Origin of the sequence: Bacteroides sp. ZJ-18 (assembly GCF_011038705.2) — a bacterium.
GTDB lineage: Bacteria > Bacteroidota > Bacteroidia > Bacteroidales > Bacteroidaceae > Bacteroides > Bacteroides hominis.
Window position 1 is genome coordinate 2,968,196 of the sequence record NZ_CP072198.1, and the last position, 24,714, is coordinate 2,992,909.

At 45.3% G+C, this 24,714-nt stretch carries 20 protein-coding genes and 1 riboswitch; of the genes, 18 read left to right on the forward strand and 2 right to left on the reverse strand.

Features of this window, described 5'->3' with window-relative positions:
- Positions 1 to 8 precede the first annotated feature (8 nt).
- The 10 genes from G7Y45_RS11785 to G7Y45_RS11830 all read left to right on the forward strand — a co-directional run bounded on the left by G7Y45_RS11785 (position 9) and on the right by G7Y45_RS11830 (position 14,073).
- Positions 9 to 1,514: a RagB/SusD family nutrient uptake outer membrane protein gene (locus G7Y45_RS11785; protein ID WP_165014501.1), complete on the forward strand. Its 1,506-nt coding sequence runs from the start codon at positions 9 to 11 to the stop codon at positions 1,512 to 1,514.
- A gap of 38 nt (positions 1,515 to 1,552) precedes the next feature.
- Positions 1,553 to 2,557 (forward strand): putative zinc-binding metallopeptidase, encoded by a 1,005-nt coding sequence (locus G7Y45_RS11790; protein ID WP_165014503.1) that lies wholly within the window; start codon positions 1,553 to 1,555, stop codon positions 2,555 to 2,557.
- Between the two features lie 5 nt (positions 2,558 to 2,562).
- Entirely contained in the window at positions 2,563 to 3,588 is a 1,026-nt protein-coding gene (locus tag G7Y45_RS11795) for a DUF4302 domain-containing protein (RefSeq protein WP_032530258.1), read from the forward strand.
- Between the two features lie 21 nt (positions 3,589 to 3,609).
- Entirely contained in the window at positions 3,610 to 4,245 is a 636-nt protein-coding gene (locus G7Y45_RS11800; protein ID WP_005808719.1) for a hypothetical protein, read from the forward strand.
- 17 nt (positions 4,246 to 4,262) lie between these two features.
- On the forward strand, positions 4,263 to 5,450 hold the full coding sequence (locus G7Y45_RS11805; protein ID WP_022012191.1) for a DUF4856 domain-containing protein: 1,188 nt from the start codon (positions 4,263 to 4,265) through the stop codon (positions 5,448 to 5,450).
- Between the two features lie 8 nt (positions 5,451 to 5,458).
- The gene (locus G7Y45_RS11810) at positions 5,459 to 6,559 is read left to right on the forward strand and encodes a fibronectin type III domain-containing protein (protein WP_165014505.1); all 1,101 of its coding nucleotides are present in this window, start codon (positions 5,459 to 5,461) and stop codon (positions 6,557 to 6,559) included.
- 27 nt (positions 6,560 to 6,586) lie between these two features.
- Complete coding sequence (locus G7Y45_RS11815) at positions 6,587 to 7,510, forward strand: hypothetical protein (RefSeq protein WP_005776740.1); 924 nt, start codon at positions 6,587 to 6,589, stop codon at positions 7,508 to 7,510.
- 80 nt (positions 7,511 to 7,590) lie between these two features.
- Positions 7,591 to 9,867: an SLBB domain-containing protein gene (locus G7Y45_RS11820; protein WP_165014507.1), complete on the forward strand. Its 2,277-nt coding sequence runs from the start codon at positions 7,591 to 7,593 to the stop codon at positions 9,865 to 9,867.
- A gap of 340 nt (positions 9,868 to 10,207) precedes the next feature.
- A riboswitch (cobalamin riboswitch) is annotated at positions 10,208 to 10,427 on the forward strand.
- Between the two features lie 60 nt (positions 10,428 to 10,487).
- Positions 10,488 to 13,004 carry a ribonucleoside-diphosphate reductase subunit alpha gene (locus tag G7Y45_RS11825; RefSeq protein WP_022012188.1) on the forward strand — a complete coding sequence of 839 codons (2,517 nt, stop codon included), beginning with the start codon at positions 10,488 to 10,490 and terminating at the stop codon, positions 13,002 to 13,004.
- Positions 13,005 to 13,023: 19 nt separating this feature from the next.
- Positions 13,024 to 14,073, forward strand: coding sequence for a ribonucleotide-diphosphate reductase subunit beta (locus tag G7Y45_RS11830; protein ID WP_005808712.1), 1,050 nt, complete (start codon positions 13,024 to 13,026; stop codon positions 14,071 to 14,073).
- Between the two features lie 317 nt (positions 14,074 to 14,390).
- On the opposite strand, the gene G7Y45_RS11835 is transcribed toward G7Y45_RS11830, so the two are convergent.
- Positions 14,391 to 14,633: a hypothetical protein gene (locus tag G7Y45_RS11835; protein ID WP_241158959.1), complete on the reverse strand. Its 243-nt coding sequence runs from the start codon at positions 14,631 to 14,633 to the stop codon at positions 14,391 to 14,393.
- A 77-nt stretch (positions 14,634 to 14,710) separates the two neighbouring features.
- Positions 14,711 to 14,893, reverse strand: coding sequence for a hypothetical protein (locus tag G7Y45_RS11840; protein ID WP_022012187.1), 183 nt, complete (start codon positions 14,891 to 14,893; stop codon positions 14,711 to 14,713).
- 231 nt (positions 14,894 to 15,124) lie between these two features.
- Here G7Y45_RS11840 and G7Y45_RS11845 point away from each other — a divergent pair, with 231 nt between their 5' ends.
- The 8 genes from G7Y45_RS11845 to G7Y45_RS11880 all read left to right on the forward strand — a co-directional run bounded on the left by G7Y45_RS11845 (position 15,125) and on the right by G7Y45_RS11880 (position 24,616).
- Positions 15,125 to 16,894, forward strand: a complete 1,770-nt coding sequence (locus G7Y45_RS11845) for a helix-turn-helix domain-containing protein (RefSeq protein WP_165014509.1) — start codon at positions 15,125 to 15,127, stop codon at positions 16,892 to 16,894.
- A 163-nt stretch (positions 16,895 to 17,057) separates the two neighbouring features.
- Positions 17,058 to 17,369, forward strand: coding sequence for a hypothetical protein (locus tag G7Y45_RS11850; RefSeq protein ID WP_032536399.1), 312 nt, complete (start codon positions 17,058 to 17,060; stop codon positions 17,367 to 17,369).
- Positions 17,370 to 17,392: 23 nt separating this feature from the next.
- Positions 17,393 to 18,517: a DUF3575 domain-containing protein gene (locus tag G7Y45_RS11855; RefSeq protein ID WP_032543884.1), complete on the forward strand. Its 1,125-nt coding sequence runs from the start codon at positions 17,393 to 17,395 to the stop codon at positions 18,515 to 18,517.
- A 23-nt stretch (positions 18,518 to 18,540) separates the two neighbouring features.
- Positions 18,541 to 19,437, forward strand: coding sequence for a FimB/Mfa2 family fimbrial subunit (locus G7Y45_RS11860; RefSeq protein ID WP_165014510.1), 897 nt, complete (start codon positions 18,541 to 18,543; stop codon positions 19,435 to 19,437).
- A gap of 27 nt (positions 19,438 to 19,464) precedes the next feature.
- Entirely contained in the window at positions 19,465 to 20,424 is a 960-nt protein-coding gene (locus tag G7Y45_RS11865) for a fimbrillin family protein (protein WP_165014512.1), read from the forward strand.
- 58 nt (positions 20,425 to 20,482) lie between these two features.
- Positions 20,483 to 21,349: a fimbrillin family protein gene (locus G7Y45_RS11870; RefSeq protein ID WP_371729274.1), complete on the forward strand. Its 867-nt coding sequence runs from the start codon at positions 20,483 to 20,485 to the stop codon at positions 21,347 to 21,349.
- Between the two features lie 39 nt (positions 21,350 to 21,388).
- The gene (locus G7Y45_RS11875) at positions 21,389 to 23,020 is read left to right on the forward strand and encodes a fimbrillin family protein (protein ID WP_165014516.1); all 1,632 of its coding nucleotides are present in this window, start codon (positions 21,389 to 21,391) and stop codon (positions 23,018 to 23,020) included.
- A 168-nt stretch (positions 23,021 to 23,188) separates the two neighbouring features.
- A complete protein-coding gene (locus G7Y45_RS11880; protein ID WP_165014518.1) occupies positions 23,189 to 24,616 on the forward strand; it encodes a hypothetical protein in 1,428 nt (475 codons plus the stop codon).
- Positions 24,617 to 24,714: the final 98 nt, after the last annotated feature.

Genomic DNA, 24,714 nt, shown 5'->3' on the forward strand with positions numbered 1-24,714 from the left:
GGACAAAAATGAAGAAGACAATCTTTTTAAGTATCATGATCCTTCTGCTGACGGCGTGTCAGGACTATCTGGAAACAAATCCGGATTCTACCCTTGATGTACAAATAGACAGCGAGGACAAAATAGCCGAGCTCCTTACCGGAGCCTATCCCGAAGCCAGTTATTTTGCTTTTCTGGAAGCACGTACGGATAATGTGGAAGAAAGGGTAAACGGCATTCATTCGCGGTTGAACGAAGCGATGTATTATTGGGAAGACTACGATCAGGAAGATTTAGATACTCCGCTGAATTATTGGAATGCATGTTATGCCGGAATCGCTCAAGCCAATCAGGCATTAGAGTTACTCGGTAAATACCCTAAAACCGATCGGGTAAAAGCGTTGTATGGAGAAGCGTTTCTCTTGCGTGCTTATCTGCATTTCATGTTGATAAATATCTGGGCCGAGCCTTACGGAACCGCCAAATCGGCAACAGCCCCGGGCATACCTTATTTAAGTCGACCTGAAAAAAATGCACTGGTAGACTATGAGCGCGGAACGGTGAAGGAGGTGTATGAAAAGATTGAAAAAGATATGAAACTGGGTCTTTCGTTGGTGGATGATGCTTATTACATCAAGCCTAAATTTCATTTCAATAAGAAAGCGGCCTATGCTTTTGCTTCGCGCTTTTATCTGATTAAGGGAGAATGGGACCGGGTGGTCTCATATTCTGATTATGTACTTGGTATCGATCCAAAGCCTGTCTTAAGAAACTGGCAGAAGTATAAAAAGGAATTTAACTCCAATAATAAGTATCTCTATATTTGGTATGCAAGTGTTGATGAACCAGCCAATTTATTGTTAACTACCACAGAATCAAGAGTAGCACGTAATATCCCCTCAGAAAAATATGGAGTAACAACCCAAAGTGCCGAAAAGGTGTATAATCAACACGGAATAGACGGATGTTTTAATTTCCGGAAAATGAAGATGCAGCCGTACTTTCTGTTCAACTATAATGATGGACGTATAGACGACGGACAATATATAGCAAAATTCGATGAACTGTCATTATCCGGTTATACAGGTATACGTCCCAGAGGGCTGTATGTTACCAATGTTTTATTCTCTACCGACGAAGTTATGCTCAACCGGATGGAAGCGTATGCCATGCTTGGAGAGTATGATAAAGCAATAGATGATTTGTTGGTCTACTTATCTGCCAAGTATGGAGTGTACCCTTCTTGCAACCGTTCGGCTTATACGCAGACAAGTAGCGACAATTACCAGACTTATACTCCATTCTATGGAATGAGTATCAATCAGTTGGCGCTGATAAAAATCTTTTTAGGTTTTAGAAGACAGGAATTCCTGCACGAAGGTCTGAGGTGGTTTGACATTCGCCGTTTTTATATATCGGTCAAACGTACATCGAAGTATAAGTTTTACAGGCAACTGGAAAAAGAAGATTCCAGAAAACTTCTGCAAATTCCGGCAGAAGCCATTAACCGGGGATTGGTTCCTAATCCCCGATAAAATATTCTAAAAAATAATTAAACAATAAAACCGAGCGTATGAAAACAATAATCAAAAAAATGAAATTCAGATATTTTATCCGGGGAAGTCTGTATTTTCTCGTTACCTCTTTCCTATTGGCAGGCTGTGAGAAGGAAGCACCCTTATCTGATCGGAGTGTAGTGGAAGCGGGTGCGGTAGAGCGTGAAAAAACAGAGTTGGACAAATGGATATTGGATACATTCACCCTCCCTTACGGCATCGAAGTGGAATATCGGTGGGACAAAAATGTAGTGCAAAACGGGAGCTATATCTATCCTCCCGAAGTCGCTAATGTAAAAAGTGTGCTCAAGGCTATCAAGGCCTTATGGATTGATCTCTACACAAGCCCCGATTTGGGAGGAGAAAAGTTCTTATTGGGAAAGAATCCTCTTAAAATATATATGTACGGAGGAAGAAATGTAGATGGAAACGGGATGGAATTATTAGATAATCCCGAGGCGACAACTAATGAGATGTTTCTGTACAACATCAACGAGTTCGATCCTAAAGATGAAGATAAAGTTTTTGTCTTAATGCGAAGTGTACATCACCAGTTTGCCAGACATCTTATGGAACTTTTCCCTTACGACAGAAACAGCTTCCTATCCATAAGTAGAAACAAATATATCGAATCGACCACCCCCATTGCATGGATCTTCAAAGGAGAGACGCATGGACGTAGAGTGTTCGTTTTGGCCAGATATGCCAATAGAAAAGGCTTTTTTACCTACCATTCTCTTCTCTCGCCCGAAAAGGACTTTGCGGAAATTATCAGTTCAAAGCTGACACATACCCCAAAAGATATACTTAAAGCCTTGACTGAAGCAAAAACTCCTTATACAGCCGGATCGGATCAGGACCTCCAGAATGAATATAACGAACAAGCTGTCCAGGCATACAAAGAGTTGACAGAAAAGCAAAAATTGGTAGAAGATTACTTCAATAAAGAAATTAAGATTTCGCTTAATTATCTTCAACTGAGAAGTATAAAGCAATTAAAAGCATTTACTAAACAAAAATAAAAAGCATGAAAACAGGATTTCGAATACTGATTCTGATAATGGTTTTCTTTTCATGTAAGGATGAAGGAATCTTCGACTTATCTCCTTCTGAACGGAACGCGAAACATATTAGCGAGCTGAGAAAGGAGCTTATAAACGCCCCTTACGGATGGTCTGTCACCTACTTCCCCCGAACAGACTCTCTGCTGTTTACGAATGTGAACGAATTGATAACTCTTCCCAAAGGGATATTCGACGAAAAGTATAAATATGGATATGGCGGACACTGCTTCCTGATGAGGTTCTCTGACAATGGAGTTGTACAGGCTGTGGCCGATTATACCGAGCAGAGTTTGCAGGAAGTTCGGCAAAGTGAGTTTGAAGTAAGCCAAAATACATTCACACAACTGAGTTTTACTACTTATAACTATCTGCACTCTTTGGTGAACGACCGGTTCACCGGTTCTTCGGATTTTCTTTATACAGGAAAAGATATTGACGGAAATCTGATATTTAAAACATCTTCATATACAGAGCCTGCACGGGAGTATATTGTATTTACAAAACTGAAGAGTGATGAAAGTTGGCAGGAGGATATTAGAAAGTCATATGACAATAAGCTGTTCTTTGAGAAGATGAAAAATCCTCAACTAAGTATCCGTAAGGCTGACCGGGTTTATTTTCGAAGCGACATGCGTATGAATGCCACTTATAGCACGGATGGAAATACGAAACAACCACTGGAAGTATATCAACGCTATCGTCTGTTTCTTGCCATAGATTACTTTGCTCCTCGGGGATGGCTTGGGAATAAGGTGAGAGGCTTGGGATCGGGATATGTAGGTACAGCTGACGGCTTGACTTTCAGGCCCGGTATACGGTATAGTGAAACATACACTTTTTATGATTTCCGCAGAGAGGGAGAGCGGTTCGTCTGTGAACTTGTCAAAGTGTTTGACCCTTATAGTAAAACAATGCGTTGGGTAAGCAGACATCTTGCTCCCGAAGGAGAAAAGACCGGAGTAATAGCTGAAATCCGGGATGAAATTTAAATATTAAAAACCAGAATGAATATGAAACATATATGGATAATTTGCCTGCTGGTTGTATGCAGCTGCAATACAGTAAAAGAAGATTTCGCAGTGAATGAAGATTATGAAAAACTATTTCCACCTAAAGAGATAGAGAAACCTGCAAACAAGCGTGGAGAGCTGTTCGTGCAATTGTGTGATCCCAATCAGGCATTGGAAAGTTACCAATACCCCGGTACGGAAACACCGGATGACGCTGAACAATATAAGATAACCCTGATATGTTCGTTTCAGGAAAAAGGTTGGGATGGAAACCTTACAAATGATGTCATTGCCCAGTACAAAGTGAAATATATTAATGAGAAGAAAGAGTTGGTGACAATCAGTTGTGGAAAGAAGAGTGCGGGAGTGGCACGGGAGGATACAGGCCGGTTAATCCCCAACGTAATGTATAATGGAGAGAAATTGGAAATCTCTTTTAATGTCCATTCGGGATTTCCTCTATATCTGTGTGTTACCGGGGAGGGACCCAGGTCTTCCAACATAAAAGCAAGTATCAAAGCCGTTTCTACCGACGGACTGATTGAAATTCCCGGTTTGGAAACAGAGCAATATCAAAATGAGGAAGGGATCAACCCACTGAGGTATCCTTATTGTGAATATTTGATTTTACCTTAAGAAAAAATAGCAAAAAGATGAATTACTTACTGAAATATATACTCTCTTTCTGTCTGCTGACGAGTGTTGCAGCTTGTACCGAAGGGATAAATGAAACAGTGGAAAGTGCGTACCAACTTCCGGTATTTCCTGAACCTTCATACAAATTCTCAAGAAACGGGGAGAGTTCTGTAAATGTGCTGGAATGTGAATTTCTGAAATCTCCCATTGACCGAATTTTTTCGGAATATATGAATGAAGCGCGTATGAGTACTCAAAGAGATTATGACGAAGCACGCCGTATCTATCATGAAGGGACATTCGGACTGAAACCCCAGAAAGAAGTTTCCACTTCTCCTGTACATCTGAACGATAGAGAAAAGATTCTGCGAGACATTGACAATTGGTTTGAAACTTCTGCACGCATTGCGGGTTTAGGGGCGAACATTCCCTCTTACGAACATAGGAACAGGGAAGCTGCGAAAGGTTCGACGGGATATGTAGGCAACAATATAGGCGATTCAGATATCTGTTATGTAGATGAGAAAGGGATTGCCGTGGCCGAGGTTTACAAATATGCTGTTATGGGGGCGATATATCTGGACAAAATATTGAATATACATCTGGCTGAGGAAATATTGGGAAATAACGAGATACTTATCCGAAACGACCTGACACAACTCTTACCCGGTCATAACTATACAGAGTTAGAGCATCATTGGGATCTGGCTTATGGATATTACAGCTTCTGGAAAACATTGGCTCAGGCCGATGGCTTACCTGCCCTAAAAGACTGTCACTTACGCATCTTCCGCTCATTTGTAAAAGGACGGACCTTTATGGAGACTTCCCGATATGATGAAATGAGGCTACAGGCCGATACCATCAGACAAGAGCTTTCGCGGGTGGTTGCCGCAAGAGCTATGAATCTGCTTGTCGGCCCTAATACATTTGCCAATCTAAAAGAGAATCCCAGACGTGCATTCCGCCTGCTCTCCCAAGCTTACGGGTTGATCTATGCTGCACAATTTGCACGTAATACGCAAGGAAAGCCATTCATTACAAACGAAGAAACCGGAAACTTATTGCATGAACTGGAGAAGAACGATGGTTTATGGGATAAAGAGCGCTTATTGGGAAGAGAGCAAACCGAAGGGGCGTTATATAATTTGGCAACTCGCATTGGAAAAATATTTGGAGTTTCATTGGAAGACATTAAAAAATAAGGAGAAAAATGAGAAAGATACATAAACTGCTTTTACCGATAATTATATTCATGTCGGCAACAATCCAAGTCAAAGCTCAAAAAGAAAATATCATTCCCAATGGAGGATATGAAGAGTGGAGAGATGGGGGACAGCCCATTGGCTGGCGTATAGCAAGCGACTTTAGTCCGGAACAAGTACAGGAGAGGCGTCCCGAGAGTCCGGGTACATATGCACTTAAGATATGGCTCAATGGAGGATCTATCTATTTGGCTCAACCTACACCGGTAGAAGGGGGAAAACAATATGCATTCTCTTTCTGGTACAAAACGAATATAAAAAACACTGAAATAGCAGTAACTTTATTGTGGTATGATGATGGAAGGGTAAAAAGTAGAGAGAAAATACTTTCGGTAAGAACAGTTAAAGATGAATGGAAAAAAGCGGAGGGTGTCGTAACAATTCCGGAGAATGTTTATAGTATGGGGATGGGCATAAAAACACTTCGGGTTTATCAGGAGGGCTATATGCTGTTCGACGATATGTCGATGGTGCCCAAAGGGACCGGACCGGACATATCTTCCGTCCCGAAAGCTCCCCGCAATCTGAGTATAAAAGCGTATCAGAGCGAAATGGAGATCTCTTGGAATAAAGTCATGGATGAAGAAATGCGATGGGAAGTTATGTTTGATGGCAAAACCGAAACAACCACATCCGGAAATTCATATATGAAGACAAAACTTAAACCGGGAAGTGAGCACCACGTTAAAGTAAGAGCAGTAAAGGGTAACGAGTTTTCACCATATGCCGAACGAAAAGGAGTGACGGAAGGAATGAGTAAAGCAGAAAACTCTGAAGATCGGATTCCTTACCTGCGTACTATCACTCCTGACGGGAGTTGCAAGGGGCGTTTCCTAAAGCTCTATTATCATGAACTGGCCAATCCTGATGCGAGAATCTCTTATAAATTGAACGGAATGACAGTTAACCCCAAAGATGATACTTTAGAGTTCCCTGAGTTTGAAGGATTTTACAAACAGTTTCGACTGGAAATCTATATTGATGAGGGAGAAGGTCGTGAATGGGAGATTTTATATCCCCAACTGGGTGTAGAAAAGATTCAAGAATAAAAATACAATTAAATAGGAAATAAACCAATGATAAAGAATGTAATAACCCAATTGTGTATCATTTTTTGCCTTATTTGCTTTTTTGCATGTGAAAAACAAAAAGAAGAACTTCCCGATATCCGGATAGGAAAAGAGAAGGGTGTCGAAGAATTGTTGTTGAATAAACAAACGGAAAAAAGACTCCTTCTCTCAGGCGGAAACGGGAAATATATAGTTAACGTAGAAAACGCACAGATAGCTACTGCCTATATAAGTATGGACACGCTTAAGGTAAAAGGTCTGTTGGAAGGTGAAACGTTTGCCACTATCATTTCGCATGACAAGCGTGCAAGGCTGAAAATCAGCGTGGTCTTTCCCGACTTGGAAGTGAGCCATTCAACGGTTCAGTTCCTTCCCGGATTTAAAAGTAAATACGTAAGTATCTTCGGAGGAGGGGAACTGACCAAATTGGAAGAGAACGACCCGGCGGATATCATGGATATCAAATGGGACGGCTCTACCGGGATGCTTGAGATAAATCCCAAATATGAGGGAGAAGCCCAAGTTATCGCTATTTCTGAAGATGCAAAAGAGAAGAAAATCATCCATATTAAAGTGAGACCGGAAGGAGAACTGGAGACTTCGGGTTGGTATAGTACCAATGCAAGTTCATATTATTTGATTTTGAATAATAAAATGGTAGTCAAAAGAAAAGGAGTAGGTACGTGGATTGCAAACAGCGCCCGTCCTTATGGAGGGGGAGGAGTGACTTATAGTAGTTCTTATATAAAATTAGCTCCCATTGTGAACCCCATACAGGGTGATTCTGTTGATCTGAATATTCTTCGTTATGAATCCCAAAAACCGCAAATAACAGAAGGGATACATCGGTTGTTTGTAGAAGAAGTGCGTGAGTCTGAAGTCATGTTGCGGGGGAGAGGTTTCAAGTTTCTGCTTCCTTATCAGAAGTGAAATATGGATGTGGATTGTGTTAATTTATGGGATTCATTATTTGTGTTAGAATCTACATGATTAATTAATAACTGTGTTTTATGAGTATAGAAATATTGTTGCAAACCGTTGCTGTGGGTTTTTCTTGTCAGTCGCTTTCTTGCGTCACAAAAAAAGTAAGCTGTCTGATTGATAAGATATCCGGCAGGGTGAATGATAAGGGAGCATTGTTATTTGCCCTGTTCATTCTATTGGCGGGCGGGAGCAGGGCAAGGCAACATAGAAAAGAGGATTTTATAATCCGTGGTAAGCAGGTTACAGTTTTTGGACGCAATATATTTACTGACCGGAATTTATCTTTTGAACCTAATCTGGATATCCCTACCCCTGAAAATTATGTGTTAGGGTCCGGAGACGAATTGATTATCGATGTGTGGGGCACTTCCGAAAATACAGTCAGAGAAATTATTTCTCCTGAAGGTACTATTCACGTGGCAGGTATAGGTCCCATCTTTCTGGATGGAATGAGTATACAGGATGCCGAACGGAGCTTAAGACGTGAATTCAGTAAGATTTATGCCGCTATTTCCGGAAAATCGGTTCATATCAAGTTATCATTAGGGGGAATCCGTACCATCATGATCAATGTCATGGGTGAAGTACAGGTACCGGGTACTTACCGCTTGTCGGCATTTGCATCGGTATTCCATGCCTTGTATCGTGCCGGTGGGGTCAGTGGTATTGGAAGTTTACGTGATATTCGTGTTGTGAGAGGTGGAAAAGAGGTCGCTTGCATTGATGTATATGATTACATTATGAAAGGAAAGTTGACGGACGACATCCGTTTATCGGAAGGCGATGTCATTTTGATTCCTCCTTATGAGAATTTGGTTAGTATTTCCGGAAAAGTCAAACGTCCGATGGCGTATGAAATGAAAAAAGGAGAAACCATAACAACTCTGCTCAGCTATGCGGGAGGTTTCACGGGAGATGCTTACCGGGACGCGATACGTCTGTTTCGTCTGAATGGGAAAGAGAAACAGATATACAATGTAGGGCAGGATGATTACCAATCTTTTGTTTTGACCGACGGTGATGAATTGTCTGTTGAGGCGGTATTGCAACGTTTCTCAAACAAAGTTGAAGTTCGTGGTGCTGTGTACCGTGCCGGCGTATATCAATTGGACGATAGTATCACGGGAACTGTCAGGCAGTTGATCAGCAGAGCAGAAGGACTTCGGGGAGATGCTTTTCTCAACAGGGCTTTGTTGAGACGTGAGCATGAAGACCTAACACATGAAATGATCCCGGTCGATTTGAAAAGAATGATGGCTGGCGCAGTCTCCGACCTACGTTTACAGAAAAATGATGTTCTTTATATCTCGAGTGTGAAAGACATTGAGAAAGAAGGTACTTTATCTATCTATGGTGATATAAGGAATCCGGGAGATTTCCCTTATGTTAAAAATACGTCCATACAGGATTTGATTGTAAAAGCGGGAGGATTGCTGGAATCTGCTTCTATGGTCCGGATCGATGTCTCGCGGCGGATTAGAGATCCTAAAAGTATATCATCTTCCACTGTTATCGGAAAAAGCTTTACGGTTGAACTTAAAAACGGGCTGGTGATGGGGGAGGATAAAGGATTTGAACTGGAACCCTATGATATCGTTTTCATTCGCCGAAGTCCGGGATATCGTAAACAGGCCAATGTAACAGTTAAAGGCGAAGTGGCCTTCACCGGTAATTATACATTAATCCAAAGTAATGAGAGGCTGAGTAGTCTGATAGCAAGAGCCGGCGGACTATCGAAAGAAGCTTATGTAAAAGGAGCGCGTCTGATACGCAGAATGACGGCGGATGAAATGCGTCAGAAAAAGGATGTGCTACGTTTGTCGGTCAGAGGAAGTGAAAAGGCTTCTGTATCTCCGGTTACTCTGGAAGCCTCTTCCACTTATCCGGTAGGCATAGAACTTGAGAAAGCATTGGTAAATCCAGGCTCTGACGAAGATATGGTTTTGCGCGAAGGAGATGTACTTTTCGTTCCTAAATATGTCAGCACGGTAACAATCAATGGAGCTGTGATGTATCCTAATACGATACTTTATCAGAAGGGGAGCAGTCTTAGTTATTACATTGAGCAGGCAGGTGGATTTGGAAACCGGGCACTGAAGCGGCGTGTTTATGTAATATATATGAATGGTATGGTTTCTCGTCTGAAAAGGAGAATGGGCAATGCAATTGAACCCGGATGTGAAATAATAGTGCCCAGCAAAAAAGGCAGGAAACAAACTGTGGCGGCGGACGTTACAGGGATGAATACTTCCATCGCCTCTATTGCCGCAATGGTGGCTGCTATGGTTGGTATGATAAAGTAATGTTCATAATAAAAAGAGTAATCCGACAGCTTTTTGTACCCTTAAGATTAAATAAGGAGGCAACTTATAACAGAGTTAGTGGAAAAAATGTCAGTCAGTAACAAAGAAAAGGGATAATCAGCCTAAAACAAATTAACGGTATACGTAATTCTTTCCATCTTGCGCACTAAGATGTATATCTCGCGTGCTAAGATGTGCATCTTGGCTGCTGAGATATACATCTCGGCTACTGAGATGAACTTTAATTGCCTTCTCAGTTAGGATGGATAATCTGTGCATAATACATCTTATGGCAACTTTTTTTAACTACGGAATTATTTGTATATTACTGAAGTCTTTCGTTATTTTGTGGCGAATTGGTTCACTTATGCTTTTCTGCATAAGTGATTAAAAGGGAATCGGGTGTAAATCCCGGACAGTCCCGCTGCTGTGAAACTCCGGTAGACTTACCGATACTAAACTTATTGCCACTGCATTGCCCAAGTAGATGAGGAGAAGTGTGGGAAGGCATCGGAAAGGAGGAGTCAGTCAGAAGACCTGCCATTCATCAAAGGCTGTTTCTACTCGGGGGGTAGGGAAACGGTGCGAAACGATAAAATAATTCATTTCAAGAACATTTCATGCAAATAATCAAGAGGAATGGGGCAACGGAACCATATAATAGAGAAAAGATAGCCGTTGCGATACGGAAGAGTTTTGCCAGTACCGGAAGAGAAGTACCGGACGAAACCGTTTACACAATTGTAGATGAAGTAGAACTCTTTTTGTGTGATGAAGTACACCGTAGCGTGGAACAGATTCAAGATGAGGTAGAACGTAGTTTGATGGAACATGGCTTTTATGCCGAAGCTAAAAACTATATACTTTATCGTTGGCAACGTACGGAACGGAGAAAAGCTTTTAACCATATTGTCAGCAGTATAGGTTCTGAAGCGTTGGCTGACACATTGAAAGATATTCAAAAGGATTTTGTTGCCAATGAATATAGTTTGGTGATACTGGCAGAGAAGTTTGTAAACCTCTGCAAAACCGATATGACAGCTGAAGAGAGGTTGACGACTCTTATTAAGGCTGCCGTAGAGCTTACTACGCAAGAGGCGCCTGACTGGGAATTTATTGCTGCCCGTTTGTTTAATTTTCAGTTGACGCAGAAGTTAAAGGTACAGGCAGAAATTGCCGGTATTTATTCTTTTTATGACAAGCTGCGCTATTTGACGGATGAAGGTTTGTATGGTGACTATATCCTGAGCGCTTATTCTCCACGAGAAATAGAAGTGGCTGCCGGGTTTATGTGTCCCGAACGTGATAAACTTTTCAATTATTCGGGATTGGATCTTCTCGCGAAACGTTATCTTATCCGTACGCACTCACATGAACCAATGGAATCGGTACAAGAAATGTATTTGGGGATTGCGCTTCATTTGGGTATGTCCGAAAAGTGTGATAGATTGCAGTGGGTAAAGAAGTTCTATGATATGCTGAGTCGGTTAGAAGTAACCATGGCAACCCCTACACTGTCCAATGCCCGCAAGCCTTATCACCAGTTATCCAGTTGTTTTATTGATACAGTGCCCGATAGCCTGGAGGGGATTTATCGCAGTATCGATAATTTTGCCATGGTCAGTAAGTTTGGCGGAGGAATGGGAATGTATTTTGGTAAGGTGCGTGCGGCAGGAGGAAATATACGAGGGTTTAAGGGAGTGGCAGGCGGAGTGATACGCTGGATGAAACTGGTAAATGACACTGCCGTAGCTGTCGACCAACTGGGTATGCGTCAGGGAGCTGTAGCAGTATATCTGGATGTCTGGCACAAAGATTTGCCCGAATTCCTGCAACTCCGCACCAATAATGGAGACGACCGGATGAAGGCACATGATATCTTTCCTGCCGTATGCTATCCTGATTTGTTCTGGCGTATGGCAAAGGAAGACCTGAATCAGCAATGGTACTTGTTCTGTCCCAACGAAATTATGAATGTCAAAGGGTATTGCCTGGAGGATTATTATGGAGAAGAGTGGGAGCAAAAATACTTGGATTGTATAAACGATCCCCTTCTCTCTAAGCGGGTTCTGAACATCAAAGATATTGTCCGGTTGATACTACGCTCTGCCGTAGAGACAGGGACGCCTTTCACATTCAACCGGGATACAGTGAACAGGGCTAATCCTAATTCGCATCGGGGGATTATTTATTGTTCTAACCTATGTACGGAAATAGCTCAGAATATGTCATCCATTGAAACTGTTTCCACTGAGGTCCGTACGGAAGGTGGTGATACGGTTGTAGTCAATACCGTCCGTCCCGGTGACTTTGTCGTTTGTAACCTTGCCAGCTTGTCGCTTGGACATCTTCCATTGGAGGATGAACGGCAGATGAAAGAAAAAATAGCTGTTGTAGTACGTGCGCTTGACAATGTGATTGATTTGAATTTCTATCCTATCCCTTTTGCCCGGATAACAAACCATCGGTACCGTAGCATCGGTTTAGGGGTGAGCGGTTACCATCACGCACTTGCATTGCGCGGTATCCGTTGGGAAAGCGTGGAGCATCTTAATTTCATTGATAAAGTATTTGAGTGTATCAATTATGCCGCCATCGAAGCAAGTGCCGGGCTTGCTAAGGAAAAAGGAAGATATGTTTATTTCGAAGGAAGTGACTGGCAAACCGGAGCTTATTTTGCGAAACGTGGTTATGATTCTCTTCAATGGAAAGATTTGGCGGCCAAGGTTGCGGCAGATGGCATGAGAAATGCTTATCTTCTGGCTATTGCTCCTACCAGCAGCACTAGTATCATTGCCGGAACAACTGCCGGAACAGATCCGGTCATGAAACGTTTTTTTCTTGAAGAAAAGAAGGGTGCCATGCTTCCGCGAGTGGCTCCGTCATTGTCTGATAAGACGTATTGGTTGTATAAGGGAGCTTACCGGATAGACCAGACATGGAGCATACGTGCTGCGGGTATCCGGCAATTGCATATTGATCAGGCACAAAGCTTGAATTTGTATATCACCAATGATTTTACCATGAGACAGGTATTAAACCTTTATCTGTTGGCATGGGAATGCGGAGTGAAGACAGTGTACTATGTACGCAGTAAATCGCTGGAAGTGGAAGAATGTGAAAGTTGTGCATCCTGACTAACATTAAATAATAAATATGGAAATAAAGAAATTAAAGAAGAATGCCCTCTTCAATCCCGAGGGTGATACCGAACTCCGTCTCAGAAAAATGATTGGCGGGAATACAACTAATTTGAATGATTTCAACAATATGCACTACAAATGGGTAAGTGACTGGTATCGTCAGGCCATGAATAATTTCTGGATACCCGAAGAAATCAATCTTACTCAGGATACAAAGGATTATCCACATCTGGATAAGGCGGAACGGACAGCTTATGACAAGATATTGAGCTTCCTTGTTTTCCTTGACTCCCTGCAGAGTAACAATCTGCCTACTATCAGTGAATACATTACAGCAAATGAAGTCAATCTCTGCCTGCATATTCAAGCCTTTCAAGAGTGCGTCCATAGCCAAAGTTACAGTTATATGCTGGACTCTATATGTAGTCCGGAGGAGCGCAATGACATTCTGTATCAATGGAAAACAGATGAGCATCTATTAAAAAGAAACACTTTTATAGGTAATTGCTATAATGAATTTCAGGAAAGCCAGGACAGTTTTACGTTGATGAAAACATTGATAGCCAATTATATACTGGAGGGTATTTATTTTTACAGTGGCTTCATGTTTTTCTATAACCTGAGTCGTAACGGAAAGATGTCTGGATCTGCTCAGGAAATCCGTTATATCAATCGGGATGAAAATACCCATCTTTGGCTGTTTCGTAATATCATTCTGGAATTGAAGAAGGAAGAACCGGAATTGTTTACTTCTGATAGGGTGAAAGTATACGAAGCGATGATGCGTGAAGGAGTGAAACAGGAAATAGAATGGGGGCAATATGTGATAGGTGACGAGATCCAGGGATTGAATAAGAAAATGATAGAAGACTACATTCGTTATTTAGGAAACCTCCGCTGGACCAGTCTTGGATTTACTCCATTGTATGAAGACAATTTAAAAGAACCCGAAAGCATGCGTTGGGTATCACAATATTCCAATGCCAATATGGTAAAGACTGATTTCTTTGAGGCTAAGAGTACTGCTTATGCAAAAAGTACAGCATTGGAAGATGATTTGTAATTGGTACATAAATGAAAGATATAATCTTTCACTTCACTCCTCACAAAAGTTTCCATTTCGATGATTTTCCATTCGCTTCCGAACCTGGTTCTGCCGCAGAAGACAGGGCAGAAGATAAGAAAGGATAGTAACTCTCCGTAGAAGACAAAACACCGGAACCCCGACCAAATTTATGGTTTGAATTCCGGTGTAGTCTTCCTTCAAGCAGTTTTTTTCATAACGTAGATCCTGCGGTAATACAACACTTCCCGGAACTGCCATCAATATAAATGCCATCATCAAAGAAACCACCTCCTTCAACGGACTGCATCGCTGCACTACGCTCCGATTCCGGTAATTACTCTGGTGGCAGAAAAAAAGATAATCAAGCTATTCCGATTCATCCCGAACTCGCAGGACTGTGTGCCACAATCCAGTTGATCCTGAAGTTGGTAAAGACTATAGCAAATGCTCTGCTGCGCCAAAGGCGGAACAGGAGAGGCTGTAGCCACTGTTATAATAGAATATTCCACTAAACAATCCGACGTGAAGCCCAGACGGGCGAGTTGTTCCCAATCCATGCGGTTCTCAAAGCCCAACGGTTGCGGACTTGTTTCCCTGCTTCGGATTGTCCGGGGGAGGAACCGGTAAACGACTGTTATTCCGTTGCGGTGGGAGATTTCTGCTCCTGCACCAGTATCGGATAATCATTCGGATTGATCTTGTACAGGTCGATGAGATCCTGTTGTCTTCGGGATATCCCAGCATGTCGGTAAACACGTCCGTCGTCGTCCTTGTCGGCCACGAGTAATACTTCTTTTTCATTCTGATTTTCTTTCATTGTAATTTGCTTTATGTGACTTGCATCTATCGTAATGCGGGGCGAAAGTAGATGCAAGTGTCTGTAATTCAATGGAATCTGAATAGCGTGGCACCAAGTGGCACTAAAGTGGCTGCTTGTGGCATAATTTGGTGATTTATTATAAACTCTTTCATGTCTGTTCCACCTGATGATATTTTTTGTATTTTTGAAGAATTATAAATCAAGAACTTACGTAAACACACAACCAATATGAAATATAAAACCAGTCTGATAACTATTTTGTGGGGAAGCCTTTTAAGTCTTGCCTTACCTGTTTTAGCACAAAATAGCCTACAACATCAAAAAGACTCTTTGCGGCAAGTGATTGAACACTCTGAAGGTATTGATAAACTGAAGTCATACAACAGATTGTATTATTTGTATATGTCGGAAGTTGCCGACAACCAAAAAATGGATACATTGCTGATGCTGTTCAGTCAGGTTGAAGCCGAAGCCATAAAGCAGGGAAATGTAGAAATGCAGGGAATGGTGTATGGAAATACCATCATATCTCATATAAACCGGAAGGAGTATGACGAAATCATTCAAAAAGCGCCCGGCTATCTTGACTTTTATATCCGGCACGAGTTGTGGAAGTTCTATTATCAGATCAATATGCAGCTAATCACTGCCTATAATCTGAAAGGGGATTATAAACAGGCAGCCGAAGCGGCGGAACTCATGTTCGACCGTGCCAGGAAGCGGGAGGATAAGGCAGGGATGGCATTGGCGCTCTATGCTACCGGAATCACTTATAATGTTCAGAATAGGTGGAAAGAAGAAGAAGAATGTTTCAGAGAGTGTGCCGGCTTATTATGGGAAGTTTCGGGATACGACAATATCCTGACACAATCCTATGCGTTCTTATGCACTGCTCTCCGGGCACAGGCACAATATGATAAACTATTGCAACTTGTGCCTGACTATGAAAAAGCGATTGCGCGATTCGAGAAATCATCCGGAAGAACACAGCCCGAAGCGCGGGGAAATCTCTATGTAGCATTGATGAATACATACATAGATACGAAAGACTACGACAAAGCCGGGGAATATCTCTCCAAATTGGAAAGTATTGTCAATAACAATATTTCCAAATATGAGTTGGCGCGCGCAAAGGCACTGATTTTTCAGTCACAGGGAGACTACCGCAGAGCACTTGCCGTAATAGACAGTGCAACGGTCGGGATTGATGAATCGGACTTCAGCCTCAATGATACCAGAAAAATAAAGATGGAGATACTTGCCCGGATGGGACGTGTTGACGAAGCGTTAGCACTATTGGATCAGTTTATAGCTACCAATGATACTATAAAAAACGTGGAGGTCAATGCCCGGTTCGACGAATTACGTACCCAATATGAAGTGGAAAAACATATTGCCGAGAAAGAGCGTAATTTCCATTACCTCCTTTTTGCTCTTGCCATTTGTCTGGTTCTCGCTTTGCTCTTGGCAGGTGCTTTCTATTACAACCGGACTATTGCCCTCAAGAATCGTAAGTTGTATGAACGAATTAAAGAACAAGACCGGTTAGCGGACGAATTATTCCGATTAGAGAATGCCCGCCAATCGGAATCCTCGCTTAAGGATTCCGGCAAAACAGCCAGAGCTACGGAACTATTTGCACCTTCCGGCGAACAGCAGAATCTGGTTATTCGATTGCAGGAGTATCTGCTCTCCGATGATAACCTGTCCAATACTGACATTAACCGCGATGATATAATCTCCGCACTTGGCACCAATAAGAACACATTGACAGATGCCGTCAAAGCCGTTACGGGAAAATCTCCCATGGAGTATATGCGTACTCTGAAAGTGGAAGAGGCACGCCGAAAGCTCGACAGCCATCCCGAATTAACGATTGAAGCGATAGCTTTCAGTTGTGGTTTTAATATACCGAGCACTTTTTATCGTCTGTTTCGCAAACAATATGGCATTAGCCCGACAGAATACCGGAAAATGGCAACGTCCCAAGAAAAATAAAAAATACTGCTCCAAAACTTAAAAGCACGGTGAATCCGTGCTTTTTTTATGTCCGAAAGCTTGAAAAACGGCAGAAAAGGACAAAATGCCACAAACTTGGGACAAAATGCAATAGTTTTCAGCCCGTATTTCACATACTTTGCACCAAGAAAAAGAAATATCTATGGACAATTACATTTTCCTTATCGCACTGGGGCTTGTTTTCTGCTCGCTGGCAATTGTGGCTTTGGTCTTTTTGCATTGCCGGAAGATAGTTGAGAAGTGCAATTATTATATAGCGAAAGGCATCCGTGAGCAGGACTGTTTAGCTAAACAATTGGAACGAACACGCATAGAAAAAGAAATGATGGAAAAGGTGATTAAAGCAGAACTGTCGGAAGCTGTTAAATCTTCCATGGCAGGGGAAAAAAACGATGGCTGTACGACTGACTGTAAGAGACAGATATCGCGGATAGAGATAACCTATTTCATTTAATATACATATAACAAATGAACTTTATGAAACAATTACAAGAAAAACTACTGGCTTTGCTTCTGATGGCTTTATTGTCCGGAACAGGAGCTTACGCGCAAGAGGCACCGGATAAACAAGAGACACCGGATAAAGTGGTCGTTTTCCGCTTTCTTCCGGGTGAGGAAATGTTTTCCCTCAAAGGTAACGAGGCGGAATTGGAACGGCTCTACATGCTGGTTGACAAACACAGGGCGGAGATTACGGCAGGTAGAATGCCCGTTTATGTAGATGGCTATTGCGCCTCACTGCCCACCGCAAAAGAGAACCTGAACACGGCATTCGCCCGCGCCAACCGGGTAAAGTCGGAACTTATCACGCAGAAAGGGCTGAAAGAAGCGGATTTCATCACCGCCAATTACGCGCGTGCGTATCATAATAATAAAGACTTGGTGGTAGTGACACTCCGTATCCCTTCGGCTAAGGCTACATCGGAGACGATGCCCGCCCAAGAAAAAGTAAAATGGGAAGAACCCCAACAAAAACAAGTAACCGTAGAACAAAAAACAGAAATTGCCGTGGAGAAACCATCCGAACCCTCCACAGTGGAACAACAGCCTGCCCCCGTATCGGAGCAACGCATCCGGGAAACGGAAAAACCTTATCGCTTTGCAGTGCGCACAAACCTGCTGTATGACGCCCTGCTGCTGCCTACGCTCGGCGTGGAATGGCGGATAAATGAGCATGTCGGCATTAAACTCGACGGTGGTCTCACATGGTGGGGCGGTAGCAGCGGCAAAGTGCAGAAAATGTGGCTCGTCAACCCCGAAGTGCGCCGGTATCTTTGGGATAAAAAGCGTTTCTATGCAGGGATATCGGGCAGCTATGGGGAGTATAACCTATATAAGTATATGTTGGGCGGTATCGTTTCAAAGGATACCGGCTATCAGGGCAAGCTGTGGAATGCGGGATTGACCGTGGGCTACCAGCTTTACCTGTCCCGCGGCTTCTCCATCGACTTCAACCTCGGTCTGGGCTACACCCGTTCCGAATATGACAGTTTCGGCATGACCGATGGCATACGTGTATATAAGAAACGGAACAGAACAAAGAACCTATGGGGACCGACACAGGCTGGCATCAGCCTCGTGTGGACGATTGGCAGCAAATAAGTAGAACTATAAAAATACGATATATGAAAAATTCGATTACATTACTTTGTATCTGGACGGCAGTTCTTCTCCTTGCGGGTTGTGATGTGAAAGACCCGATTTACAACACTCCGCATCCTGACAAAGGGCAAATCATCCTGACAACAGACTGGATGCGACGCACGACGGGCGTGGATATACCGGCAAACTACACGGTGGCATCCGGTGAATACATGGCTACCGTGAGCGATGTCACCAACACGCTCGACCGCCTTTTTGAGCCGGGTGTTTGCCACTTGCGTGTTTACAACATGCCGAAGCATATCACCATGAGCGGCAGCGTGGCAACCGTCGCCGGGGCTTCGGGCAACGTAGCCGGAGCGGGTCCCTTCGTGCAGGAGATGCCGGACTGGTTGTTTACGGGCGTGACGGAAACTACGATAGAAGCGGACACCGACCACACCCTTACCGTTGCGATGCAGCAGCAAATACGCCGGCTGACGCTTTTCATTGAGCCGACGGGCAACACCACGGAAAGGATAGAGCGAATCGAAGGCTACCTTTCGGGGGTTGCCTCGACGCTGGATATGGATAACGGCACGCATGGTACGCCGCTGAACGTGGCACTGGCGTTTGCGAAAGTAACGGAAGGAGCCAATGCCGGAAAATGGGCGGCTACGGTGCGCCTGCTCGGCGTGGCGGGTGTGCGGCAGAAGCTGAACGCCAAACTCTACTTTGCAGGAGGAAATCCCGGGCCGGTCACCCTCGACAGTGATCTCACCACGGAGCTTGCCGTCTTCAACGCCGACAAGCATAAGCCACTTGCTTTGGGCGGGAAAATAGTAGAGACGCCTACGGAAGCGGACTTTTCCGCTATCATTACCGACTGGACACCGGGCAACAGTGAAGAAGGCTCGGCAGGAATGGAGACGAACAATTGAATCAATAACACTAAAAAAAGTAAGATTATGAAACTTAGAAACTTATCAATCATTGCCGCAGCAGCCCTTGCACTGGCCGCCTGTAACAACGACAACGAAGTAATCACCGACAACTGGAACGGCGAAATCCGCCTCACCAGCGGCATCACCTCCCAGACCCGTTCCTACGGCCTCGACACACAGCTTGGCGCAGGCCTGGAAGTATCTGCCTGGGTGGACGACAGCAAAGGCGCCTCCCTCTACCAGAACAACGTGCTCACCGCCGACGGCACCGGAGGCTTCACTTACGCCACCGACATGTACTACATCTCGCCCGACCCCGTGAACATCTATGCCATCCATGCCAACCCTGCCCCGGTGGGAGACAGCTTCCCCGCATCGGTGTCTCACGAAGTGAAGGCCGACCAGACCACGCAAGATGCCTACGCCGCCTCCGACCTGCTCTATTCCACCAAGCGGAACGTGGCCCCCACCGCCTCTAAGGTGGACCTCACTTTCTACCATTTGCTATCTAAAGTAGAAGTAGTGCTGAAGCGCGGCAACGGCGCCCCCGACCTCACCGATGCCATCGTGACCCTGGAGAACACCGCCCTGAAGGCCACCTTCACCCCCAAGAAAGCCGCCGACATGAGTAGCGAGGCCGAACGCCGGGCGATGGTAGCCCTCGCTGCCGACCCCAACCCCGCCGCTCCGATTACCATCCCCACGTTGGTGACGACAGACTTTAACGCCACCAATCTCCAGTACGCCGAAGCCATCGTGGTGCCCCAGGAACTAACCGCAGGCACCGTCTTCATCCGCGTGAAGCTGGCAGACAACACGAATTTCGTCTACAAAATCCCCGCCGGAGATGCCTTGAAGCTGCAAAGCGGCAAGCGGTACATCTATAAGATAACCGTGGACTATAAGGAACTGAGGCTGGAAACCGAAATCGAGGACTGGGAAACCATAGGCGCACCCGTAGAAGGCTCTGCATTTCAGGAGTAACCCATAAACAATAAATATAAAGAAAAAAATGAAGAAGACGAACATACCAATATATATAATGTACCTGTGGGCAGCCTTGTTTTTGGCTGCCTGCACAGGCGATGACGACGCGGCATGGCCCGAAGGCGGCGTGCCGCTGGAACTCTACGCCGCCGTAGAGGGATATTCCTCCGCCAACGCCCAGACACGGGCTACCACTGAAAATAGGTGGGAAGGGGGAGAAGTGGTGAGGCTGCGGATTGCCAGTAGAATCACCGGCGTGTTGGAGGAGATACACCTCTCCGTCGATTCCGATGGAAAGCTGATTACAAATGATGCCCGATACACCTGGATAAGCCCGGATGAGGAAAAGGTTATTTATGGGGAATATCATAATTCGCAGGCTGCTTTTTTATTCTCTGTACTGGCCGACCAGAGCAATGAAGGATATCAGGATAGCGACTACATGTCTGCTCCCCGCATCATCATCACCGTAACGTCCCCCGATAAGACCCTCGTCTTCCGCCACGTCACAGCCAAGGTGGTGGTACACCTCAAAGCGGGCAACGGCGTGACCGACGATGAACTGAAGCGCGCCACTGTAACCTTTGAAAACCTCACGTGCACGGGAGGGAATATCAATCTCAGCAATGGAACCGCAGAGCAAGTGCGCCCCGGCATCGACCACATCACCCCCAACGAAGTGACCCCTGCCGCCGACGGATACGTACGCACCGTGCGCGCCCTGCTTCCTCCCCAAAATATGTTGGGACGGAAGTTCGTGAAAATAGTCATCGGAGGAAAGACCTTCTACTATACCCCCGCCGCAGGCGAAGCGAACTTCTTCAGTGGCAAGATGTACGAGTACCGCCTCACCGTGACCTCGGAAGGTATCAAAAATATCGACATGGAAGAAGGAGGAGGTACGTGGCAGCCGGTCGAGTAGAACAGTAGCAACTAAATTCATCAATAAAAAAGAAACCGTATGAAACAACATCATTCCATATTTCCCCCGGCAGCATCCCTGGCCTGCGCCCTCATCCTGATGCTGGCGGCATGCACGTCCGATGCACTGGACGAACTGCCCCCTGCCGGCACCGACCCCGATGCCCGCCCCCTCACCATCACCGTGAGCGACGGCGGCATGTACGCCACCGGGCAAACCCGCGCCCAGGAACGCGGTTACAGCACCGTCTTCACCGAAGGCGACTGCATCGGCCTCTACGTGGTGAAGGACGGAACCCTGGAGGTGAAAAACCTCTGCCTTACCCTACAGGGAGGCAAGTGGACGCTGCCTGCCGGCGCTTCTCAGCTTTTCTACTCACCCGATAAGAGTTATCATGCCTATTATCCCTACCAGAACGATAGCGATATGAACGGCAAGGTATCGCCCGGCGATGAAGACTTCTTTAAGTATGTAGTCGATGAGTGGTCTGTTAACCCCAACCAGAGGACCTACGACCTATACACCGCCTCCGACCTGATGACGGCCCGTGGCGTGTATAACAACCATACGCTCAGCTTCGCGATGGAGCACCGCATGTCTCTGTTCATCCTTCAGGTGCCTGCTACGAAATATACCTATACCGAAAAGATAGACAGCCGAGAGATTTCTAAGAGTTATTACCGCTACACGGCGGTGATCAGTGAAAATTTATATTGGCAGGAGAACCCCTATACGGCCCGCCTGTTGGTGAACACTAAAAGCCTCGCGCTCTTGGATCCGGAACCGTATAAGTATTACTACAACGGAGCTAAGGAGACTTTCAAACTTAAGTATTCCCAATTAAATCTTCAGCCCGGAAAATACACCGTCCACACGCTTGACGACAGTAAGGTGACAGAAAAGTTCCGGCCGTTAAAGGCGGGTGACTACTATATGCAGGACGGCAGCATCCTGCCCGGGGATGAAGATGTCAAGCCGTTCCGTGATGAACTACAGAAGAGTTGTCTCGGCGTAGTCTTCTGGGTGGGCGAAATCGAGGGGATGCACTGGACGCAGACCGGCCGCAAAAAAGGCGACCGCCTGCTGATGCGCGACCACCCGGAGTGTGTGCACGGCATAATCGTTGCGATGCGCGATGCCTCCTCTCAGGAGGTGAAGTGGGCCACCGGAAAGGGGACGACTGAGCATATTTATAAATGGGCCCAAAAATCATTCAACGAATTCACATCCGGAGAGCAGGCCGATTGGGAAGAAATACTGGCATCCGATATATATTTCGGTTATTGCAGTTCCCGTTTAATGCCACTGTACGGCTCTCGGCACAGCGACACCACCTTTCCTGCCCTTGATGCGATAGCCGATTATGCTGCCACGTACCCTGCGCCCGCAGGTAGCAGCGGGTGGTTCTTACCGGGCAGTTATGAGCTTGCCACACTGTGTTTCGGTGTGCCCACTAATTTTGCTGGCGATTACACGCAACTGAATATGCTCAAAAAAACAATCAATCCCCAGATTGATAAGGCGGTCGGTGATAAGCTTATCGGGAAGTATTGGAGCGGCAACGAATGGGGTAGTCTAGATAAGGTCTGGCATGTAGATGTCACCACCCCCGACTATGGCGTGAAGCTCAAAACCAATACCTATAAAGTCCGTGCCGTGCTGGCCTTTTAGCGGCCTGCGTGCGGAAGCTGCGAGATAAAACGATTTATTAACCCCCGTCCCGCCAAAGAAAGGAGGACACACAGCTACAGGACGAACAACAATTCTCGAAAAAGGTTATAAACTTTAAAAAAGAAACAATTATGACGAAAATAGAATAGGATTAATGCTCCGAAAGAGGTGCAGGAATACTTTGAAAGTATCAAAGGCAACCATGCGGCACTCCGCCAGTTCTTCACCGCCATGCCCAAAGGAGGCGACGTTCACAACCACCTGACCGGATCGGCTTATGCCGAAACCTATTTCGAGCTGGCGGCAAGCAAAGGAATGTTCGTCAATCCGGAAACGGGCCGTCTCTATGCCAAAAAGCCAGTGGATATTGAAACCATCCGGCTTTCCAAAGACATGGACGACCTGCACAACTACCGCATGGCGCTTATCGACAAATGGAGCATCCGCAACTTCCAGCCCTACAAATATCCGCTGGGCCCGGACGAATACTTCTTCGGTACGTTCGGTTTGCTCTCGGCACTGACGGGGGATGTGGAAAACCTTGCCTATCTGATGCACGAGTTGAAAGTGCGGGCAGTGAAGGAGAATGTGCAATATCTGGAAGTGATGGCCACCTCGCCCGGCGTGCCCACGGACTGTTGTCTGGGAGCGGAGTACGCGAAGCTGGACAAGCGGCTGAAAGACTGTGTGAAAAGCGGAACGTATGGCGAGGATTTGCAGAAAGTGTTTAACGAAATCCTCGACTTGTTCTACAAAAACGCAGACACGGTCGTAGGCACTTATATCGACTTTATACACAAACTGGACGAGCTGAGCAATGAGTTGGAGAGCCACCTCCGTGATGTGGATACGAATAAGGTAGTGTGCCGCTATCAGGGATACAGTTCGTGCGGCAGCGAGCCCCTCAAGGTGTTTGCCCAACTCTACGTGGTGCACAAAGCATGCGTGCAAGACGAGGGCAAGCTGCTGACCGGTTGCAACATTGTGGCGGCGGAAAACGGAGAGAAGTCCATGCTCTACTATCGGCTGCACATGGAGATGTTTGCCCGGCTTGCCCGGGAGTTCCCCACGGTGAACACTTCGCTGCATGCCGGAGAGCTGACCTTGGGGCTGGGACGCCCCGAACACCTGACCTATCACATCGGCCAGGCGGTGAACACGGCCCGGGTGCGGCGCATCGGTCATGGCGTAGACCTGCCGTTCGAGCAGGACAGCGACGCGTTGTTGCAGACGATGGCAGAGAGCCCGGTTCCGGTAGAAATAAACCTGACGAGCAATGAGTTCATCCTCGGCGTGAAGGACTCGGAACATCCCGTCGCACTCTATCATAAGGCGGGAGCGCCCGTGATTCTCTGCACGGACGACCCCGGCATTCTGCGCACCTCGCTCACGGAGCAATATACCTTGGCAGTTTTACGTTATGGATTCTCGTATGAAGAAATAAAATCATTTGTTCTGAACAGTATTACTTATGCTTTTCTTGTCGATGATGATAAAACAGAACTAATAAAAAAAGTCAATGACTTGTTAGCTGAATTTGAAAGGAAAATATCCATACACCATCTGGAACCTGATGTCTCTGGAAGTGAGAACTAACCCTCTTTCGGTGTATTTCGGTTACCAAACATTCAGATATGTGCCATCCAGTATTATCTAAGGTTCTGCCTTAATAGTCTGGGGGCGCATTTGAAACC

Coding starts and splice junctions, on each gene's coding strand:
- G7Y45_RS11785 (WP_165014501.1), top strand. CDS start 9: ATGAAGAAGACAATCTTTTTAAGTATCATGATCCTTCTGCTGACGGCG.
- G7Y45_RS11790 (WP_165014503.1), top strand. CDS start 1,553: ATGAAAACAATAATCAAAAAAATGAAATTCAGATATTTTATCCGGGGA.
- G7Y45_RS11795 (WP_032530258.1), top strand. CDS start 2,563: ATGAAAACAGGATTTCGAATACTGATTCTGATAATGGTTTTCTTTTCA.
- G7Y45_RS11800 (WP_005808719.1), top strand. CDS start 3,610: ATGAAACATATATGGATAATTTGCCTGCTGGTTGTATGCAGCTGCAAT.
- G7Y45_RS11805 (WP_022012191.1), top strand. CDS start 4,263: ATGAATTACTTACTGAAATATATACTCTCTTTCTGTCTGCTGACGAGT.
- G7Y45_RS11810 (WP_165014505.1), top strand. CDS start 5,459: ATGAGAAAGATACATAAACTGCTTTTACCGATAATTATATTCATGTCG.
- G7Y45_RS11815 (WP_005776740.1), top strand. CDS start 6,587: ATGATAAAGAATGTAATAACCCAATTGTGTATCATTTTTTGCCTTATT.
- G7Y45_RS11820 (WP_165014507.1), top strand. CDS start 7,591: ATGAGTATAGAAATATTGTTGCAAACCGTTGCTGTGGGTTTTTCTTGT.
- G7Y45_RS11825 (WP_022012188.1), top strand. CDS start 10,488: ATGCAAATAATCAAGAGGAATGGGGCAACGGAACCATATAATAGAGAA.
- G7Y45_RS11830 (WP_005808712.1), top strand. CDS start 13,024: ATGGAAATAAAGAAATTAAAGAAGAATGCCCTCTTCAATCCCGAGGGT.
- G7Y45_RS11835 (WP_241158959.1), bottom strand. CDS start 14,633: ATGGATTGGGAACAACTCGCCCGTCTGGGCTTCACGTCGGATTGTTTA.
- G7Y45_RS11840 (WP_022012187.1), bottom strand. CDS start 14,893: ATGAAAGAAAATCAGAATGAAAAAGAAGTATTACTCGTGGCCGACAAG.
- G7Y45_RS11845 (WP_165014509.1), top strand. CDS start 15,125: ATGAAATATAAAACCAGTCTGATAACTATTTTGTGGGGAAGCCTTTTA.
- G7Y45_RS11850 (WP_032536399.1), top strand. CDS start 17,058: ATGGACAATTACATTTTCCTTATCGCACTGGGGCTTGTTTTCTGCTCG.
- G7Y45_RS11855 (WP_032543884.1), top strand. CDS start 17,393: ATGAAACAATTACAAGAAAAACTACTGGCTTTGCTTCTGATGGCTTTA.
- G7Y45_RS11860 (WP_165014510.1), top strand. CDS start 18,541: ATGAAAAATTCGATTACATTACTTTGTATCTGGACGGCAGTTCTTCTC.
- G7Y45_RS11865 (WP_165014512.1), top strand. CDS start 19,465: ATGAAACTTAGAAACTTATCAATCATTGCCGCAGCAGCCCTTGCACTG.
- G7Y45_RS11870 (WP_371729274.1), top strand. CDS start 20,483: ATGTACCTGTGGGCAGCCTTGTTTTTGGCTGCCTGCACAGGCGATGAC.
- G7Y45_RS11875 (WP_165014516.1), top strand. CDS start 21,389: ATGAAACAACATCATTCCATATTTCCCCCGGCAGCATCCCTGGCCTGC.